Annotated in this window: 15 protein-coding genes, 1 tRNA gene and 1 pseudogene; 8 read left to right on the forward strand and 9 right to left on the reverse strand. The window is 64.4% G+C overall.

Annotated features, from left to right (window positions below; all coding sequences use genetic code 11):
* Positions 1 to 124 precede the first annotated feature (124 nt).
* The 4 genes and pseudogenes from WDW90_RS27990 to WDW90_RS40885 form a co-directional block, all read left to right on the forward strand.
* Positions 125 to 198, forward strand: a tRNA-Met gene (locus WDW90_RS27990).
* 790 nt (positions 199 to 988) lie between these two features.
* The gene (locus tag WDW90_RS27995) at positions 989 to 1,840 is read left to right on the forward strand and encodes an SGNH/GDSL hydrolase family protein (RefSeq protein WP_336490784.1); all 852 of its coding nucleotides are present in this window, start codon (positions 989 to 991) and stop codon (positions 1,838 to 1,840) included.
* A 769-nt stretch (positions 1,841 to 2,609) separates the two neighbouring features.
* Positions 2,610 to 2,975 (forward strand): hypothetical protein, encoded by a 366-nt coding sequence (locus WDW90_RS28000; protein ID WP_336490785.1) that lies wholly within the window; start codon positions 2,610 to 2,612, stop codon positions 2,973 to 2,975.
* Positions 2,976 to 2,988: 13 nt separating this feature from the next.
* Positions 2,989 to 3,156, forward strand: a pseudogene (locus WDW90_RS40885) (cobalamin-binding protein); the annotation flags it as partial.
* 113 nt (positions 3,157 to 3,269) lie between these two features.
* Here the strand turns inward: WDW90_RS40885 and WDW90_RS28010 are convergent.
* Both WDW90_RS28010 and WDW90_RS28015 read right to left on the reverse strand, forming a co-directional pair.
* A complete protein-coding gene (locus WDW90_RS28010) occupies positions 3,270 to 3,884 on the reverse strand; it encodes a carboxymuconolactone decarboxylase family protein (RefSeq protein ID WP_336490786.1) in 615 nt (204 codons plus the stop codon).
* A gap of 391 nt (positions 3,885 to 4,275) precedes the next feature.
* Positions 4,276 to 5,154 (reverse strand): alpha/beta fold hydrolase, encoded by an 879-nt coding sequence (locus WDW90_RS28015; RefSeq protein WP_336490787.1) that lies wholly within the window; start codon positions 5,152 to 5,154, stop codon positions 4,276 to 4,278.
* A 518-nt stretch (positions 5,155 to 5,672) separates the two neighbouring features.
* Here WDW90_RS28015 and WDW90_RS28020 point away from each other — a divergent pair.
* Positions 5,673 to 6,005 (forward strand): hypothetical protein, encoded by a 333-nt coding sequence (locus WDW90_RS28020; protein WP_336490788.1) that lies wholly within the window; start codon positions 5,673 to 5,675, stop codon positions 6,003 to 6,005.
* Positions 6,006 to 6,099: 94 nt separating this feature from the next.
* On the opposite strand, the gene WDW90_RS28025 is transcribed toward WDW90_RS28020, so the two are convergent.
* Positions 6,100 to 7,056 carry an AraC family transcriptional regulator gene (locus WDW90_RS28025; protein ID WP_336490789.1) on the reverse strand — a complete coding sequence of 319 codons (957 nt, stop codon included), beginning with the start codon at positions 7,054 to 7,056 and terminating at the stop codon, positions 6,100 to 6,102.
* 233 nt (positions 7,057 to 7,289) lie between these two features.
* Here WDW90_RS28025 and WDW90_RS28030 point away from each other — a divergent pair, with 233 nt between their 5' ends.
* Both WDW90_RS28030 and WDW90_RS28035 read left to right on the forward strand, forming a co-directional pair.
* Entirely contained in the window at positions 7,290 to 7,847 is a 558-nt protein-coding gene (locus WDW90_RS28030) for an OsmC family protein (protein ID WP_336490790.1), read from the forward strand.
* A gap of 69 nt (positions 7,848 to 7,916) precedes the next feature.
* Positions 7,917 to 9,164, forward strand: coding sequence for a flavin-containing monooxygenase (locus WDW90_RS28035; RefSeq protein ID WP_336490791.1), 1,248 nt, complete (start codon positions 7,917 to 7,919; stop codon positions 9,162 to 9,164).
* A 402-nt stretch (positions 9,165 to 9,566) separates the two neighbouring features.
* Here the strand turns inward: WDW90_RS28035 and WDW90_RS28040 are convergent, their stop codons facing one another.
* From WDW90_RS28040 to WDW90_RS28065, 6 genes are read right to left on the reverse strand one after another with little or no spacing between them, the layout of a single operon-like run.
* Positions 9,567 to 11,048, reverse strand: coding sequence for a class I adenylate-forming enzyme family protein (locus WDW90_RS28040; protein ID WP_336490792.1), 1,482 nt, complete (start codon positions 11,046 to 11,048; stop codon positions 9,567 to 9,569).
* Positions 11,049 to 11,077: 29 nt separating this feature from the next.
* Positions 11,078 to 11,809, reverse strand: coding sequence for a CoA-transferase subunit beta (locus WDW90_RS28045; RefSeq protein ID WP_336490793.1), 732 nt, complete (start codon positions 11,807 to 11,809; stop codon positions 11,078 to 11,080).
* Positions 11,802 to 12,629 carry a CoA transferase subunit A gene (locus WDW90_RS28050; RefSeq protein WP_336490794.1) on the reverse strand — a complete coding sequence of 276 codons (828 nt, stop codon included), beginning with the start codon at positions 12,627 to 12,629 and terminating at the stop codon, positions 11,802 to 11,804. The genes WDW90_RS28045 and WDW90_RS28050 overlap by 8 nt, the downstream gene beginning before the upstream one ends.
* Before the next feature lie 26 nt (positions 12,630 to 12,655).
* Complete coding sequence (locus WDW90_RS28055) at positions 12,656 to 13,369, reverse strand: enoyl-CoA hydratase/isomerase family protein (protein ID WP_336490795.1); 714 nt, start codon at positions 13,367 to 13,369, stop codon at positions 12,656 to 12,658.
* Positions 13,370 to 13,381: 12 nt separating this feature from the next.
* Positions 13,382 to 14,545: a CaiB/BaiF CoA transferase family protein gene (locus tag WDW90_RS28060; RefSeq protein ID WP_336490796.1), complete on the reverse strand. Its 1,164-nt coding sequence runs from the start codon at positions 14,543 to 14,545 to the stop codon at positions 13,382 to 13,384.
* A gap of 16 nt (positions 14,546 to 14,561) precedes the next feature.
* Positions 14,562 to 15,377, reverse strand: a complete 816-nt coding sequence (locus tag WDW90_RS28065) for an IclR family transcriptional regulator (protein ID WP_336490797.1) — start codon at positions 15,375 to 15,377, stop codon at positions 14,562 to 14,564.
* Between the two features lie 284 nt (positions 15,378 to 15,661).
* On the opposite strand from WDW90_RS28065, the gene WDW90_RS28070 reads away from it, so the two are divergent.
* Positions 15,662 to 16,969 (forward strand): MFS transporter, encoded by a 1,308-nt coding sequence (locus WDW90_RS28070; RefSeq protein ID WP_336490798.1) that lies wholly within the window; start codon positions 15,662 to 15,664, stop codon positions 16,967 to 16,969.
* Positions 16,970 to 17,206 lie beyond the last annotated feature (237 nt).

The raw sequence follows: 17,206 nt of genomic DNA on the forward strand, positions 1-17,206 counted from the left end.
TCGTCTGCGCTGATATGGGGTCCGTGTCCGCAAATTGCTGTGACGACAGTCACATGGAGCGCACAGGAAGTTCTGGCGCGCGGGGCGGGAAGAGCCGCGAGGAAGCAGTCCGCCTTCCTGAGCTGGGCCTATCGCTCGATGGGTAGGGCCGGCCGCTCATAATGGTCTCGGTGCAGGTTTAAGTCCTGCCCAGGCCCACTAGGTCGGTGCTAGCTATGCATTGCGATCGATACTCCTGCTCTCGAACACTTGAAATCGACAGCTCGACCCCTTCGTCAAAAACGACGGTTTGCGTGACCATGGGCGAGCCTAAATGCATCCCGAGGTACCAAGCCTCACGCGCGGCAGCGCTCCATAACATCCAATCCGCAAGGGTCTGTTTCAAAGCACACACCGGCCGTTGAAATCGGGCTGACCGAATGTCCGCTCGTGGCGCATAGCCGAACAAGCGGCAGGCAAACTCCTGACCAATGGCGTACAGGATCTCTTGGTCGACCTATCGAGCGCACGCGCGGCCGATTGTTCGTGGCATGGTCCGGCCAAAACACCGACCGCACGGTTGACTGACGGTGAGACCTGAACAATTGAGTGAGGGCACTTGCCTCACTGGTTGCACGCGCCAAGATCTCTGTTGCGCTTGAAAGCTTGGCTTTATTCGATAAGATTTGAATTTTTTGTCTGACAGCGCACGTTCTCGAACGGCTTCACGCCTTGCTTGTTGCGCCGCACTCATCACTGGTATACCAGCTTTCACATCGCAGCGCATCGATTCGACAAGGGTGTCGAGGCCAGCCGCCCAGCTGGTCGGCCTACGCGTTCGCGATTGCTGCGAAGCTGCAGCTCAAAACATCTGGCGACAGGACCACGGTGAGGACGGCCTAATGGCACATCTTTGCTCGTGGGTCCCACTCGCCTCCTTCAGGCGAGTGCGTCGGCTACGCTCATCGGAGTCGCTGGAAGCCGCGCGGAAAGCAGGAAACGCTCAACGATGTCGCGCGCCGTCAACGACCACTCGGTTGCCCCTCGGCCGCGGGCGGCCATAGGCTGGCGACCGATCGTCCGCGGCCTGACTCTGCTGGTTGGGCTCAGCCTGTCATCGACGATGGTCCTTGGCTACGCGGACCTGCTGCCCCAACCTACTGATCGCGCAGCGCATGATGCGCCGCTCTCCCGTGTCGGCAGGCTGCCGCATGTCGCGCAGCAACTCGCCCGTGGCGCCTCTCTGCGGATCGTTGCCTTCGGCTCCTCCTCGACCGAGGGGGTCGGCGCCAGTTCGCTTGGAGCTGCCTATCCGGCCCGGCTGGAGACCGCGCTCAAGCGGGCGCTTCCCCGTCTCGCCAACGCGGTTACGGTGCTCAACCGCGGCATCGGGGGAGAACACGTGGACGACATGCTCAAGCGGATCGACCGCGACGTGCTCGCCGCCGGGCCCGACCTCGTGATCTGGCAGACGGGCAGCAACGACCCGTTGCGCGGTGTCGCGCTCGACCACTTCCGCAGGGCCACCGTGGCGGGCGTGCGGCGGATGCAGGCACGGGGTATCGACGTCGTGCTCATGGAGCCGCAATGGTGTCCGAAGCTTGACGCCACGCCGGGCGCCTACCACTTCAGGGACGCAGTGCGGGAGATCGGCCATGAGCTGGGCATTCCAGTGATCCGCCGCTCGGACCTGATGCAGAGATGGATCGCCGAGGCGCAGCTCACGCGGAGTGAGTTGTTTGCCGCTGATGGCCTGCATATGGCTGACCGCGGATATGAGCTGCTCGGCCAAGCTGTTGCCGACGACCTGCTGCAGGGCACCCTAGCCGGGACAGCTGCTGTTGCGCTGGCGGACCAATAGCGACACTTGGCCGACTAGGGCGTTTCTGCAAACGCGGGCCGGTGGACGAAATTCGTTATTTCATTTCCTGCGGCCTTGGTAGACTGAGCCAAACCACCGCCAGATACGCCCGAGAGCAGCAAGAGACGGACGCATTTGCACAAAGGAGCAGTTTGCAGAGAGGCCCTAGAGGCTCGCGGTAATGTTGGCGTGCCGAACAGGGGCGTTGCAAGGGCTGCTTCCGGTCTGCCGGGACGATAGCGGGTACGACCGGAATGGACGCCAAGCAGCCATTCACGCGGCCCATACAGATCGTAGGAGACAGGAAATCGATCTCTAGCAAACATACCGCCGGGCACTATCCTGCTTGACAGAGCCGGCAGCGCTGAAGAAAAAAGGCCGTCCTTGCGGAGTGGCCCGAAGTCTAGGGAGGTAACGCCCAATGAAGGGCTGCAGGAAGGCGACGCCATCGCCCTGCTGCACTGCGAAACCTGCCACCGCTACACCGGGGGTTCAAGCCTCGTCTGCCGCCAGGATGAGTATGCCGTGTGTTTGAGCACACGGCCGTGGTGCGACTGCGGCTGCGCTCGCCGACGTTAGCCGGTTCTTAATCACGTCTCGCCAGCCTATCGCGCGGGTGAACACTTCCGCCCGTCATTGGAAAGCCCTGCCGTGCCCCCACATGCACGGCAGGGCTTTTCCCGTCTGAGCTGTGCACGACAAGGCGGCGTCGCCACGGGTGTTGCCATTTTGTTCTAGGCGGGCGGATGCCGACGCGAGAACATGCAGCATGCGCCCGCACCTGCTCCTTCCGATGTTGCTGGCCCTCAGCATAGGCCTGGGCCGCGCGGCGTCCGCGAATCCGGCGCCCGATCTTTCTGCCTTGGAACAAGCTTGGCACAGCTGCGTGCGCGAGGCCTTCTCTCGTCAGTCGGCCTCAGAGAGCAGGCGAGCAGCCGAGCGCAGTGCGTTGGACGAGTGCAAGGGGCACGAGGACAGCTACGTGACGGCAATCTTGGCTACTCAGATCGCTGCGGAAGAGGCGCAGTGGCAGACGGAGACGTCGGTCACGTCCCGAGCCAGCGCCTGGATATCATACGTGGCCGTGTACGTCGTTGACCCGGTCTCCTCTTGGCTGAGACGTTGGAAGCGCTGAGATGGCGCTTGTGCCCGTGTGCGGGAAGAAGGTCGTGCCCGATCGCATCACCGCACGCCGGGGCTGGGACGCGATCTCGGCGGCGGCGCAGGGCCGAATCGTGGAGATCAAGTCGCCGCGGATCCTACAGCCCGGCCCCGCGGCCCTAATCGACGGACTCGACGCCATATTGACAACCCTCGGTCGGCTCCCGGTCCCTTCGCGTACCGATGCGGCCGCGGTCCAACCGTTCTGGGACCTTACAGACCGGCGAGGGTGCATCTTCTCTGACGAGAGCGCGTTGGATGCGGGCTCTTACTCAGGCAATCGAGGCAGGGGCATGCCATCCTTCGGCAAGCCGTACCGCGCCATGTTCAATTCCATTGCCAGAAGCGTGTAGTAGCCGCAGATCGCCGCCAGATCGACGACGCCCGGCTTGCCAAACCGCTGCTCGGCCTCGGCGAAGGTTGCGTCCGAGACCCTCTTGTTGTTCTGCAACTCGCTGACGAAGTCGTAGACCAAGGCCTCGTCCGCGTTCATCTCCGCTGGCCGTCTTCCGTCACGGATCGCCGCGACGACCTCCGGCTTGATCCCGACTTTTTGCGCGATTGGAGCGTGGACATACCATTCGTAATCCTGGGTCCAGTGGCGTGCGACGACCAAGATCGCGAGTTCCGACAGGGTGGTGCCTATCTTGGGCTTGTAGCGGAGGTAATCGCCCATCGAGCGGGCCAGCGTCATGACGTCAGCCGAGTACATGAGTGGCTCGAAAGGGCCGAAGACGGGTGTCTTACGTGCGGCTTCGAATGCTGTGGCGGCCTGTTGCTGCTCAGGCGAGTACTGGCTTGGCGGAATGGTCGGCAGCCGGTCCTCGCCGTGGGCCGCGAACGGCGCCAGGATCAGGGCCGCCGCGATCGAAAGACGCATCATGAGTCGATCTCCAAGCTTCAGTGTTACGAAGTCCTGAGACCAGTAAATAGGCTGTGATCGATGATTTGCAGGGTGAGCAGCGTAGCCCGCTGCTCCATGACGCCCCGCCCGCAAAAGTCCGCAACAGACGACATAGCATCCCTTTGGAGCGGATCAGACGAACTTCGGTAAGCGGCGTACCCAGGAACCGCAACTGGGGCTGCTGCAATGTCCGTTTCGGAGATGCCGTCTGAGTCGGCCGGAAGGCGGCTACGGGTGCGAAGCCGAAATTCTGCTTGCCAGCTGGAAGCCAAGGTTCGGTTGTGGCGCATTCCCGCCTTCTTCGGCCCGGCGGAACGATATCGCCGCCAGCGTCTGTGAACATCCCTGACTGGATTCCCGGACCGGTTGCTCAATCGTCCCAGGATGCGGTCAGCCCATCCAGCACGGCCCGAGCAAAGAGGGGCGGGTTCTGAAGCATGGCGAAATGGGAGACGCCCGGCAGGATCACGAGGCGGGCGTCGGGGATCGTGCCGGCCAAGTAGCGGTCGTGGCTCTGCTTGATCGCCTCGTCATAGCGGCCGTCCGCGATGACGATCTGGGTACGGATCATCTTCAGCTGCTCGGTGGTGATGTGCGGCTGCGTTGCCCACATCTCGTGGATCTGTTTCAGGAAGCTTTCGTACTCGCCCGGCGTTGGCGACAGCTTCCTGTACTCGCCGCTTGCCCGCTTCTCGAACGCTGCGAACACCCCTGCCTGAGCGAAGTTGGAGATAACGCCTTCCGGGATCGTGTTGGCACCGAAGGCGAAGACGCGGTTCAGGCGTCTGGGGTGGCGGATCGCCATAACGATGCCGATAATGCCGCCATCGCTCCATCCAACCAGATCCGCCTTCGGGATGCGCAAGGCGTCCAGCATCGCCACGAGGTCGGAAGCCATCAGTTCGTAGCTGTAGGGTTGGGCCGAGCGCGTGCTCCGGCCGTGGCCGCGGCTGTCAACCGCGATGACGCGGAAGCCTTCGTCTACGAGGAAAGGAATGACCGCGCCGAAATAGTCGGAGTTCGCAAGGCCGCCATGGACCAGGAGGACGGGCATACCGTCGGGAGAGCCGAACTCGGCCCGCCACATCTCGATGTCGTTGACGTTCAGCCGCCCTGACACGATGGCTTGGGGCAACTCGGGAGTCGGCGGCAGGACGGTCCACGGCTGCTCGGCCGAGAACGCAAAGCCATTGATGAGGAGGACGATCCCGAGGATCGCAACCCTCAGGAACGACGCAGCTTGAGACATTCGACCATCCTGGGTCTCGCCTTCGCAAGGTCGCTCTCCTGGCAGCTCAAGCTAGCCCTTTGACGGACAGAATTCCAGGCGCTCGCTTCTGCGCAGTCTAGTTTCATCACCTCGGACGACTGATGTTGGCTGAAAACAGACTGTCCGCTTCGGGACTCAAGCTATGGGTAAGCGGATGTACTGCGCGGCCAGGTGAAGGCCTCAAAGTGTCGCACAGCGGATCCTGATTGGCGATACCGCGGCCCTCACGAGGTGATTCATCGCCGAGTTTGGTGGAAACGGCGGGACCGAGGGTATGGCCGCATGCCTTCGCTCGCCATGGTCAGATAGGTCATCCAAAGGCTGGATTACGGCAATGACTAAGGCAGCCCTAAAGCTTACTGGCATGAACGGCTTGCGTGCTTCCACCAAATTCGGCGATGAGCTACCAACTGGGGGCGATCAGTCCGTACGCTTGTGACGTGGGTTCTGCACGCTTACCATAATTGACTGCTCCTTTAGTAGAAAAGGAGGCTCACATGCTTGCCAGAGTCCTGCGCTACTTCATGGTAACGCTTCACGCGTCTGCGTTTTGCATTCCGGCGCAGGCAGCGCCCTACTTTGTTTGGTATCTGCCGTCGCCGACGCCGTTCTTCCCGCTGCTCGTGATAAATCCAGACAGCAGGCCGTACTACAGATGCACGCTCCAGCTGTTCCGGACCTACGCCAAGCGGGACGGCTCGCAGGGCTTCGATACAAGGAACTACTATTTCGCCATTCCACCAAACGCGCTGGCGTCTGCAGGAACCTGGAACTCGCAGGAGCACGGCGGAAACACCATAACCTCGACGAATGTCTACTGCTCATCGTGAGAACTGGCTGCTAAGGCAGCGCTGTGCCCGAGGGGCCGTTCAACCCGGCCCAAGTTAGCCGACAGGAACGTCGCAATACGGACTGCGAATCTCCTCATGCCTGCAAGTTTCTCCACCGGGCGGGCGGCATTCCGAATTCGCGCTTGAACGCCCGACTGAACGCCTCCTCGGATTCATATCCGACGGAATAGGCGAGTTGGGCGATGGTTTTGCGTGTCTCGCTCAGGTTCGCCTTGGCGCTCTGAAGTCGCCAGAACGTGAGATACCGGATCGGCGGCATCCCGACGAGGGCAGTGAAGCGCTCGACAAAAGCGCTGCGGGACAGCGCGACCTCGCGCGCAAGCGCCTGTATGGTCCACGGGACGCGAACTTGGTTATGAATCAAGGCGAGCGCGCGGCCGACTTTCGGATCCTTCAGGCCCTTGAGCCAGCTTTTGTTGTCCTCGCCGAGCGTCGATGCGTAACTCCGTACCGCCTCCGTCAGCAGCGACTCGCTCAGCCGCGTGATGACGCTCGACGAGGCCAGCCGGCCTGCGGCAAGTTCACTTGCGGCGAAGCGGACGGATGCCTCGATCCACTCGCGTGACGCGCCGTCGCGGACATCGATGATGAGCGTCTTGGGCAAGGTTGAGAACAGAGGGCTGTAGCTGTCGTCGCTGGCGAGGAACCCGCAAAATATGCGGGTCGCACTCCCGCCGCCCCCGTGAAAAATTTGGCAAAGTCCGCTGTCCGCGGATTGCTGCATCAGCTGCCGCGCGCTGACGGGCTGGACGCCTTGCCGATCGGCTAGGGTGTGAGGATCGTTCTGGGGGAACAAGACGATCTCGCCCGGGCCGACCTCGGCGTTGGGCTCGCCGTCGATGCCGACAAAGAGTCGGCCCTCAGTCACCACGTGATAGCAGATAATCTGCGCCGGTCTTTCCGATAGGAACCTCAGGCAATCGTCGCCCGTGAGCGTGACGCCGATGCACCATGGCGCCGTGAAGTGCCCGGAAAGAAAGACTCCTCCCGTCAGTCGGACCGAACGCAGGACTTCCGAAAGCGCATCCACTTGCGGCGACCCTCCGATTTGGACGGACAGCCAGGCGATCCGGCCGCGCGATCATTCGATCGAACGTCGGCCAAGACTACAGGTAGGGCGTCCGGCCCGCCACTCCGAGTGCGACGCGGCGGATGACGAGGGCCAAGGCCGGCATGGCCAGCTGCCTCGTGCCCGTAACGCAAGATTGGACGAAGGGTCAGCCTATGACCGCTACAACCTCCACCCAAACGGAGCGGGCCGCCGTGCCTCTGAATGGGGTCGACACGCCAACGCTGTTCGCCACGATCAAAGCCGTCGGCGCGGAACCGGCGCTGGCAAACTTCCAGTTCCGCGCCAAGAGCCGCTGGCTCTCGGGAACGCATAGCGAGAGCACGATACACGGCTTCTTTGGCGCGGGCGGCGAGCAGACGCATGTCGCTCCCTACAAGGCGGAGAGCGATCATCCGCGCGTGCTCTGCGGCGCCGACGCTGCCCCGTCCCCGGTCGAGTGGGTTCTGCATGCGCTGGCTTCGTGTCTCGCCGCGGGCATCGGCAACATCGCCGCCGCGCGCGGGATCAAGCTCACTAGGGTCGAGTCGACGGTCGAAGGCGATATCGACCTGCGCGGTCTCCTTGGGCTCTCGAAGGATGTCCGCAACGGCTACGAGCGGATCGCGGTCTCGTTCGAGATCGACGGCGACGCGAGCCCCGATCAGCTCCGGCAGGTCGTGATGCAATCGCAAGCGCGGTCCGCCGTGTTCGACATCCTCACCAACGGTGTTCCGGTTTCCGTCAGCGCCAAGACATTGGCTGCGGCGTGACGCATCGGGACCGCCGCCGAATAGACCCGGCGGTCCGCCATCTCCCACTCGAAAAGAAGGGCAACGATCATGCCCGAGACAGACGTCGTGATCGTCGGCGGCGGCCAGGCCGGTCTGGCCCTCAGCCGAAGCCTATCACTGCGTGGCATCGACCACGTCGTGCTGGAACGGCGCCGGATCGGCGAGCGCTGGCAATCAGAGCGGTGGCGCTCGCTGCGCCTGCTCACCACCAACGCCATGAGCGCTCTGCCTGGCTTGCCGCATGAGGAAAGCGATCCGGACGCGTTCATGCCGGCGGCCGCCTTCGCCGCCTATCTTCAGCACTACGCTCAGAGGATGGGCGCGCCCGTCATGAGCGGCGTCGAGGTGACCAAAGCCGAACCGGCCGCCCGAGGATTTCGCCTCGCGACGAACGCCGGCGAGTGGTGCTCGCGCGCGGTCGTGGTGGCGACGGGAGCCTGCGACACGCCGTACCGTCCGCCGGCGGCGGGGGCGCTCGCGTCTTCGATCCTTCAGGTGTCTCCCAGCGATTACTGGGAGCCGGACGAACTCCCGCAGGGCGGCGTCCTGGTGATCGGAGCCTCGTCGAGCGGGGCGCAACTCGCCGAGGAGATCCACGCATCAGGGCGGTCAGTCCTACTCGCCGTCGGCGATCACACCCGAGTGCCCCGTCGCTACAGGGGGCGGGACATCTACGCGTGGATGGAGACGGCGGGCATCCTCGACGATCCGGCCAATGACAGCGCCAATCTCGACGCCGCGCGGCGCCAGCCGTCGCTGCAATTGGTGGGGCGTCCCGACAACCGCGATCTGGACCTCGGTATCCTCATGGTGCCGGGCGTGCGGCTGGTGGGTCGTCTCGCGGCCATCGATGGCGCAAACGCGGAGTTCGCTGGCGACCTTGAACACACGACGAAGATTTCGCACGTGCGGATGTTACGGGTCCTCGACAGGATCGACCGTTGCATCGTTGACCATGGGCTCGAGGCGCCGGCTGCTGACCCTGCGGCGCGAATTCCCTTTCTTGCCGCCGCCGATCCAGTGAGGCTCGACCTGCAGCGCGCGGGCGTCCGGACGGTCGTCTGGTCGACCGGCTACGTCCGCCGGTATCCTTGGCTCAAGGTGCCCGTCCTCGACAGTCGTGGCGAGATCATTCATCGCGGCGGCGTGACGGCCTTTCCGGGTCTCTACGCGCTCGGTCTCACCTTTCTGCGTCGTCGGCGATCGTCATTCATCGACGGCTGCGGACTCGACGCCGAAGATCTCGCGCCACTCATCGAAGCGCATCTCAGTGAACGGGCGAGAGAAGCCGCATGAAGTCTCCGCTTCCATCGCGGAAGAGCGCGATATTGACCGGCTCCCGTTCCCGGGATTGGGGCAAGTTCACGGACATCCCCGCGCTGGTCCTTTTGGGCTTTGCCGCTTGGACGTTGCTGACCCGCTTTGCAGGAGTCAGCGTCTAAATTACTAACGCCCGTTTCGCCCGGACACCGGCCTTAGGGTGGCGCAGTCCGCCTACCGGCCGCTTTTCGGTCTGTAGCCGATGTCAGCATTCCACTGAGGGTGTGTGAAAACGCTGATTTCGTCCGCGTCGATAGAATGCCTTTCTCCGAAGTCACAGCGGTAGGGCCTTGGACACTTTCCTCTTTGGCCTTCGAACGTGCTAAGATTAGGGCTGCATAGAGAACTGTTCTACTTTCACGTCGCGAGCTCGCGGTTTCACACTTGAGCGAGCAAACTCGTTGCCCACACTCTCCGCAGAGCCTTTCGGTCAGTTTTGCCCACGCCGTTCATTGGCAGTACATCAATGTTGCGGATCTCAGCGGGCACGTAGATGCGCGCGAGCGAGCCCTTCACGAACGCCTTCAGGGCTGGCTCGTCGAATTTCTCGCCTTCCTTCAACACGACGAAGGCGACCGGTACTTCGCCGAGATCGGCGTCCGGAGCACCGACCACACAGCAGTCGCGGACGGACGGATGCGTCACAAGATGCCGCTCGATCAGGGCCGGCGAGATGTTCTCGCCGCCGCGGATAATCACATCCTTGATGCGGCCTGTGATCGAGAGGAAGCCATCTTCATCGAAGCGTCCGAGATCGCCGGTTCGCAGCCATCCATCGACAATCGGTTGCTCCGTGCTTCCGAGATACCCGGCCATGAGGGCGGGTCCTGAAATCCGAATCTCCCCCTCGCTCCCCTCCGGCGCTTCCGCGTTCCTGTCCGGCTTGAACAGGCGCACCTGCTGACCGGAGAGCACCGTCCCGATCGTGCCGATCTTACGACGGTCGGGCGGGTTCATCGTCGACGTGCAGGTTGCCTCCGACAAGCCGTAGGAGACGATAAGCGGTACGCCGAACGCCTCCTCGATCTGCTGGTGGAGGGTCGGCGTGATCGGTGCCGAGCCGCAGCGAAGAAAGCGCAGGTCTGGGAAGCGTTCGCCGTGCGTCAGGTGCGGGAGCATGCGGGCGTAAATCGTCGGCACGCCGGTCATGTAGGTCGGCGCGTCACGGCGGAGCGCCTCGATGGCGGCCTCCGGTCGAAAGCGGTCGTGCAGGATCACGCTGGCGCCGGCCAGGAAGGGCACGATCAGCTGATTGTTGACGCCGTTCGTGTGGTAGAGCGGCATGACGTGGAGGAGCTTGTCCTGAGGACTCGTGCCGGTATGGCGCAGAACACCCTCTGCATTGCAGATCAGGCTGCCATGCCGCAGGAGCACGCCCTTGGGACGACCGGTGCTGCCCGAGGTAAACAGCAGCATCGCGGCATCATTGCTGTCGAGGCCGTCATCGCTGGAGGCGCCGCCGCTGTTCAGAGTGCCCAGCCCACGCAGTGTCAGGCCGCGGAGCGAGCGCCCCTCGAAGCGATCGATCAAGCTCTCGTCGACGACGAGATGGAGCATTTCGACTGTGTCCGCCTGCTCGGCAACGATCTCGGGCGCGAGACCGGGCTCGATGAAGCAGGTGCAGGCCCCCGCCTGCATCGCGCCGAAGTAGGCGGCGATCGCCGTCACAGTTTTCGGCGCGATGATGCCGACCTTTGCCCCGCGCGCGACGCCCCAATCGCAGATACCCGCGGCGTAGCCGTCGATGAGGCGCCCGAATTCCGCGTAGGTGACGGGCTCGGGGCCGGAGAAGGCCATCCGCCTGGCTTGCGCATGATGCGCGATCGCTTGACGCAAGCGGGCGCTGATCGAATCCGTCATGACCTCGCTCCTCCCATCTTGTGTTTGTGTCAGCGCAGGCGAATCGCCGCGTCGCGCTCGAACTGGCCGTTGGGGTCGAGTGCGGCGAGCGCCTGCGCCTCGGCTTGCGTCGGCGGCGCCGTCGGTTCTGCACCGTCGGCCTCGAAGGCGAACCCTGTCCGCTCGCGCACCTCGCCGAGGGTCGCCCCCGGATGCCAGGAGGTGAGAACGAGGCGCCCGTCGCGCTTCGTAAAGACCGCGATCGGCGTCACCACGCCGTGCATGCCGCCGGAGGCGGTGACGAAATCCAGGGTCTCGACGAGAGTCCGACGGGAGTGCTCGGTTCGCCACGTGACGGCCCGCCGCGCGGTCGGCAGCATTACGGCGCCACCTCCGCCGCCCGGCAGGCGCACCTTCGGGGCGTGCCAGTCGCCGATGCAGGAGACGTTTGTGCGCCCGAGCCCGTCGACCTGGGCCGCGCCGAGGAAGCAGAGATCCATCTGGCCACGGGTGCACAGGTCGTAGAAGTCCTCGTTGGCGAAGATCGCCCGCGAGCCTTCGGCCAGCACCGGGTCGGAGGAGGAGATCGGCACCTTCGACGGGCTCGGGTCGACGCCGCCCGCCACGTTGATGTAGGTGAAGGCGAAGGGATAGGCGCGCTTCGCCAACAGGCAGGCCAGCATCGGCAGCGCCGAGTTGACGCCGCTGAAGGTGATCTCGTGGGGCCGCACGAACCGGGCGAGGTTCGTGACGATGTAGGAGAAGCCGGACCACTCAGACATGGGCACCCTCCCGGGCCTCGGGGGCTGCGTCGAGATGGGCCCGGAGTACGCCGGCGGCGTCCTCCATGTAGGCCTCGACTGCCGGATAATCGACTTCGTAGTGGGGCCAGCAGGACCCCGGCCAAGCACCGTTGGGGACGATGCTGACCGCCTCGACGAGGAAATGGGGCACGAGCGTCAGCTCCGGTTGGTCTCGGAACGACGCGCTCGGAGCGACCCGCTCGGCGACAATGAGGACGCGCTTGGCAGAGCGGCTCATGATGCGGTCCCAGTGCGAGGTGCCGTAGACGCGCACGTCGCCCTCCTCGCTGACCTCATTCGCTTGGATGACGGCGAAGTCAGGCGCGATCCGCGGGATGACGTAGACCGACTCGCCGCTGCCGTAGGGGTCCTCGACCGTCTTCCAGCCGTTCAGCGCGGGCAGGTCCGAGCCGTGGATGCCGCCGCAGGGCATGAAGGGCACACCGAAGGCCGCCGCGCGCAATCCCGCGGTGAGGCTCGCGCAGGCGTGCTCCTCCAGGCGGATCTGCCCTGTCTCAACGGCTCGCCGATACCAGGGCGCGAGGCCGAAATTGCCCTCCATCGCGACGATGCCGGCCCGCGCACGGCCCAAGGAACCGGCGCGGCAGAGGATGTCGATGTCGTAGCCGGGGGATTGCTTGATGACCTCGAGCTCCTTGCGGCCCTGGCGGATCAGCTCGCGCACGAGCGCGAAGGGCCCACGGTGCAGGAAACTGCCGCCGAGGGCGAGCGAACTGCCGTCGGTCACGCGGGCGGCGAGTTCCTCCAAGGGGACGATTTTCGATGTGCCGAGACTCACGGGTGCTCCTCCAGATGGAACGGTGGTCAGGCGCGATAGGCGCGGATGCGCTCCTTAAGCCCGGGACGGGCAGCGGAGGCGACGAGATCGGAGAGGTCCTGGGCCCGCGTGTCACTTACCGTCGCGCCGTAGAGGGCAGCGGCCGCCTCGGATGAAAGTCGGGTTGCCACGTCCGCGGCGGCCGCGATCGCATCCGGCCAGGCCGCAATCGGTGTCTGCCCCGTCAGGAAGCCATCTTCCAGTGCCTCGTTCGTGTCGAAGACGAGCCCTTCGCCCAGCACCACACGGGCGCGGGTTACACCGACGCGCTCGGCATAGCGGCGGGTGCCGAGGACGAGGCCGAAGGCTAGCCCCGGCATCCGGAAAGTCGCGCCTGGATCGCCGATGCGACGCGCACAGGAGCAGATCAGGTCGACGCCTGCGCCGAAGTTGCGCCCGTGCGCCAGCGCCAGGGTGTCGAACGGCGCGTAGCGGACCGCCTGCAGCAGTTGCTCGATCCGGATGAAGCGCAGGACGAGATCGCCCTCGGATTGATCCTCGTAGCCGCCGAAATCGAACCCGGCGCTGAAGTTGCGCCCATTGCCCTTGAGCACGAGCAGACGGATACCGGACGCGCTAGCCTCGGCGACCTGTTCGAGCAAAGCCTCGACCAGCGATGCCGAGAGGGCATTCATCTTGTCCGGACGATTGAGCGTGAGGGTCAGGGTCGTATCGTCACGCTCGACGAGAAGCTCGCTCATCGCGCTTCCTCCTCAAGCCGTGCGGGCCAGGGCGGGCGCGGCCGCGTCCTGCCCGAACAGCTCGTCGTTGTGCTCGCCGAGAGCCGGCGGGTCCCGATAGATCGGGAAGCCCTCTCCGGAGAACTTCAGGGGGGAGACGAAGGTGCGCGTCTCGACGCCGGAGGGGAGTCGGACGGGCTGAACCCAATCCATGTGTGCGACCTGCGGGTCGGCGAGTGCCTCCGAGTAGTTGTTGATCGGCGAGCAGGGCACGCCCGCGGCGCGGAAGCGCGCCAGAAGCTCCTCGCAGGTGAAGTCCGCGAAGACCTGCTCCAGGATCTCGAGGAGCTCTCCCTGGTGCTGAGCGCGCAGCGCCGTCGAGGCGAAGCGTGGATCCTCGAACAGATCCGGTCGCTCGATCGCGTCACAGGCCGAGCGATAAAGCGCATTATTGCCCGCGGCCATCGCGAAGTAGCCATCCTTGGCGCGGAAGGCCTGGTAGGGGGCGTTGCGCGGATGCGCGGAGCCGAGGCGCCGCGGGTCGCGGCCGCTGCCGAAATACTCGCTTGTCTGGAGCGCGCCCATGGCGAGCGTGGCGCCGAACATCGAGGCGTCGATATGCGTGCCCTTGCCGGTGGCGCGTGTCTGGAACAGTGCAGCCGCGATCGCATAGGCTGCATAGAGGCCGGTGCCGAAATCCGAAATCGGAACACCGCACTTGACCGGCGGTGCCCCGGGCTCTCCGGTGACGCTCATCACGCCGCTCATGGCTTGCAGGGTCAAGTCGAAGCCGGCCTCTTTCGAACGCGGCCCCTGCTGCCCGAACGCGGAGATCGAGCAGTAGACGAGCGTGGGCTGGCCGGCGCTCACCGTCGCGTAGTCGAGGCCGAGGCGCTGCATGACGCCGGGCCGGTTGTTCTCCAGCACGACGTCGGCGGAGCGGATCAGGTCGAGGGCCCGGACCTTGTCGACCGGATCCTTAAGGTCGAGCGTGACCGAGCGCTTGTTGCGGTTCAGCGAGGCGAAGTTCTCGCTGTAGCCCTCACTGATCGGGGGCCAGGCCCGCATGGTGTCGCCGCCGTCAGGGTTCTCCACCTTGATGACGTCCGCGCCCATGTCGGCGAGGAGCATGGCGCAGAAGGGACCAGCGGCTACGCTGCAGAACTCGATGACGCGGATGCCGGAAAGCGGTCGCAAGGCCTTACTCCTTCGATCAGGCGAGCACCGTGGTCGCGCCCGTGGATGCATGTCCCAGGGCGTGCCGCGGCGCGTGGTGTGACGAGAGGGTGATCGGATTGTAGCCGAGCGCCCGGGACAGGTTGCGAGCCGCATCGACGACGACGTCGCTGAAGCGGCGCAGGGCCGCCGGGTTGAGGCGGTCGGCAGGGCCGGAGATGCCGATCGCAGCACCGGGGCGGCCCATCGCGTCATGGACGATGGCGGCCAGCCCACAGACCCCCTCGCGCCACTCGCCCCGGTTAATCGCGAAGCCCTGGATTCGGATCTGCTCGAGTTCGCGGCGCAGAAGATCGAGGCTTGAGATCGTGCGGGACGTGTAGACGGGAAGCGTATCAGGCAGATGCGCGAGCGCCTCTTCCTGGTAGGCCAGCAGCGCCTTGCCCGAGGCCACGCAGTAGGCTGGCGCTCGGCCGCCGATCGAGGAATAGGCCCGCACCGGCTGAGGGCTCTCGATCTTGTGCAGGTAGATGACCTCCGCCTTGTCGAGGAGCGACAGGTGGATCGTCTCCTGCGTCTGCTCGGCCAGCGTCCGCATGTAGGGTTCCGCGACCTGTCGCACGTCGACGCGCGCCAGGACGGAACTCGCCAACTCGAACAGCTTCAGGGTGCACTCGTAGGTGCCGGCCGGAGTGGCGCGCGCATAGCCTGCCGAGACCAGCGTTTGCAGTGTGCGGTGCACGTTGCTTTTCGTGAGGTTCAGAGAGCGTGCGAGATCGCTGACGCCCCGCGGCGTCTCGCTGGCGGCGAGATGCTCGAGAACCGTCAAGCCCTTCAGGAGCGTGCTGTCCATCGTTCCAAAATCCGATACAGCGTTCTGAGAAATGCTAGCCACATGAACGGAGGTTCGTCAAGGTCCTGAATCAATGAAGTGGCAGAATGCTTCTATTGTGCGGCAGCCGACCGGAGCAAGCTTAACTTTATTGCTGCATTTTTTCGATTGACGGCGAATGGGCATACTTATTATCGTAGCATCAAATGAAACGTCGTTCTGAATAATAGAACAAGCAGACGCCGCTTCAGGACGTCCGGGGCACCCCCGGATGAGGAGACCACTCCACTCCCGGGAGAGGAAACATGGACGCCACGGTGAAAAGGCCGCCAACGAAGAAGGACGTTGTCCGCGTCGTCAGCGGCAACTTCCTCGAGATGTTCGATTTCATGGTCTACGGCTTCTATGCCGCGGCAGTGGCGAAGGCCGTGTTCCCCAACGACAATGAGTTCGTCTCATTGATGCTGTCGCTCGTTACGTTCGGCGTCGGCTTCCTGATGCGTCCGCTCGGCGCCATCGTGCTGGGCGCCTACATCGACCGGCATGGACGGCGCGCCGGCCTGATCATGAGCCTCGCGATCATGTCGATCGGCGTCGCCCTCATCGCCCTCACGCCGACCTACGCCTCGATCGGCATCGCCGCTCCGATCCTGGTTTTGATCGGGCGCCTGCTTCAGGGCTTCTCAGCGGGCGCTGAGTCCGGCGGCGTCTCGGTCTACCTGTCCGAGATCGCCACGCCGGGCAACCGGGGCTTCTACGTGAGCTGGCAATCGGCGAGCCAGCAGGTCGCCGTCATCTTCGCGGCCGTGATCGGCGTGTCGCTGCGCGGCATCCTCACTGAAGAGCAGATGATGGCCTGGGGTTGGCGCATCCCGTTCCTGATCGGCTGCCTGATCATCCCGGTGCTGTTCTGGATCCGACGCTCGATGCAGGAGAGCGAGGACTTTGCCCAGCGCGCCAAGCATCGCCGCGTGACCCTCGGCGAGATCTACCGCTCGCTCCTCCAGAACTGGGCGATCGTACTGAAGGCCGTCCTGCTCGTCACGTTGACGAGCGTGTTCTTCTACATGATCACGGCCTACACACCGACCTATGCGCGTCAGGTGCTCGGTCTGAGTGCGCAGGACAGCTTTATCGTCACGGTATGCGTCGGCATTGCGAACTTCATCTGGGTTCCCGTCATGGGCGCGGTGTCGGACCGGGTCGGTCGTCTGCCGGTGCTCGTGATCTTCTCGGTGTTGATCGGCATCACGGCCTACCCAGTCATGTCCTGGCTCGTCTCTGATCCTTCCTTCGGACGGCTGCTTGCCACCCTGATGTGGATGTCGTTCCTCTACGGCGGCTACCAGGGCGTCATGGTTGTCACGCTGACCGAGATCATGCCGGCCGAGGTGCGCGCTACGGGCTTCTCGCTGGCCTACAGCCTGGCGCAGGCAATTTTCGGCGGCTTCACGCCGGCGGTCTGCACGTACCTGATCCACGTGTCGGGGAACAAAGCGATGCCGGGTGTCTGGCTCGCCTGCGCCGCGATGTTCTCGATCGTGGGTGCGCTGACGCTGTATCGCAACGCGCATATCGGACGGCGGGCAACTCCTTCTGCGAGCCTGGCCTGAACGTTCATTCGGGCAGTGTGGCCGGCAGCACGGCACCACAAGAGCGGCTCGGGCGGGATGGATCCTGCCCGGGCCTCTGCAGTCACAATGCCGGCCTTTCGCGCGTCTGCGGCGACCAAAGCAGGATCGACGGCATGAGCGCCGAGGCATCGACGGGGAAGCAGGCCGGCAGCCTCCCGGCGCCGCGCGAGACCACGACCGCGCTCCTGCCCGGGATCGTGCTGTGCCTCGCCATCA

This window comes from Methylobacterium nigriterrae (assembly GCF_037106235.1).
In the GTDB taxonomy this organism is placed as follows: Bacteria; Pseudomonadota; Alphaproteobacteria; order Rhizobiales; family Beijerinckiaceae; genus Methylobacterium; species Methylobacterium nigriterrae.

Bases quoted from the DNA above. Each gene is read 5' to 3' on its own strand.
- WDW90_RS27995 (WP_336490784.1), top strand. From the start codon at position 989: ATGTCGCGCGCCGTCAACGACCACTCGGTTGCCCCTCGGCCGCGGGCG.
- WDW90_RS28000 (WP_336490785.1), top strand. From the start codon at position 2,610: ATGCGCCCGCACCTGCTCCTTCCGATGTTGCTGGCCCTCAGCATAGGC.
- WDW90_RS28010 (WP_336490786.1), bottom strand. From the start codon at position 3,884: ATGATGCGTCTTTCGATCGCGGCGGCCCTGATCCTGGCGCCGTTCGCG.
- WDW90_RS28015 (WP_336490787.1), bottom strand. From the start codon at position 5,154: ATGTCTCAAGCTGCGTCGTTCCTGAGGGTTGCGATCCTCGGGATCGTC.
- WDW90_RS28020 (WP_336490788.1), top strand. From the start codon at position 5,673: ATGCTTGCCAGAGTCCTGCGCTACTTCATGGTAACGCTTCACGCGTCT.
- WDW90_RS28035 (WP_336490791.1), top strand. From the start codon at position 7,917: ATGCCCGAGACAGACGTCGTGATCGTCGGCGGCGGCCAGGCCGGTCTG.
- WDW90_RS28040 (WP_336490792.1), bottom strand. From the start codon at position 11,048: ATGACGGATTCGATCAGCGCCCGCTTGCGTCAAGCGATCGCGCATCAT.
- WDW90_RS28045 (WP_336490793.1), bottom strand. From the start codon at position 11,809: ATGTCTGAGTGGTCCGGCTTCTCCTACATCGTCACGAACCTCGCCCGG.
- WDW90_RS28055 (WP_336490795.1), bottom strand. From the start codon at position 13,369: ATGAGCGAGCTTCTCGTCGAGCGTGACGATACGACCCTGACCCTCACG.
- WDW90_RS28065 (WP_336490797.1), bottom strand. From the start codon at position 15,377: ATGGACAGCACGCTCCTGAAGGGCTTGACGGTTCTCGAGCATCTCGCC.
- WDW90_RS28070 (WP_336490798.1), top strand. From the start codon at position 15,662: ATGGACGCCACGGTGAAAAGGCCGCCAACGAAGAAGGACGTTGTCCGC.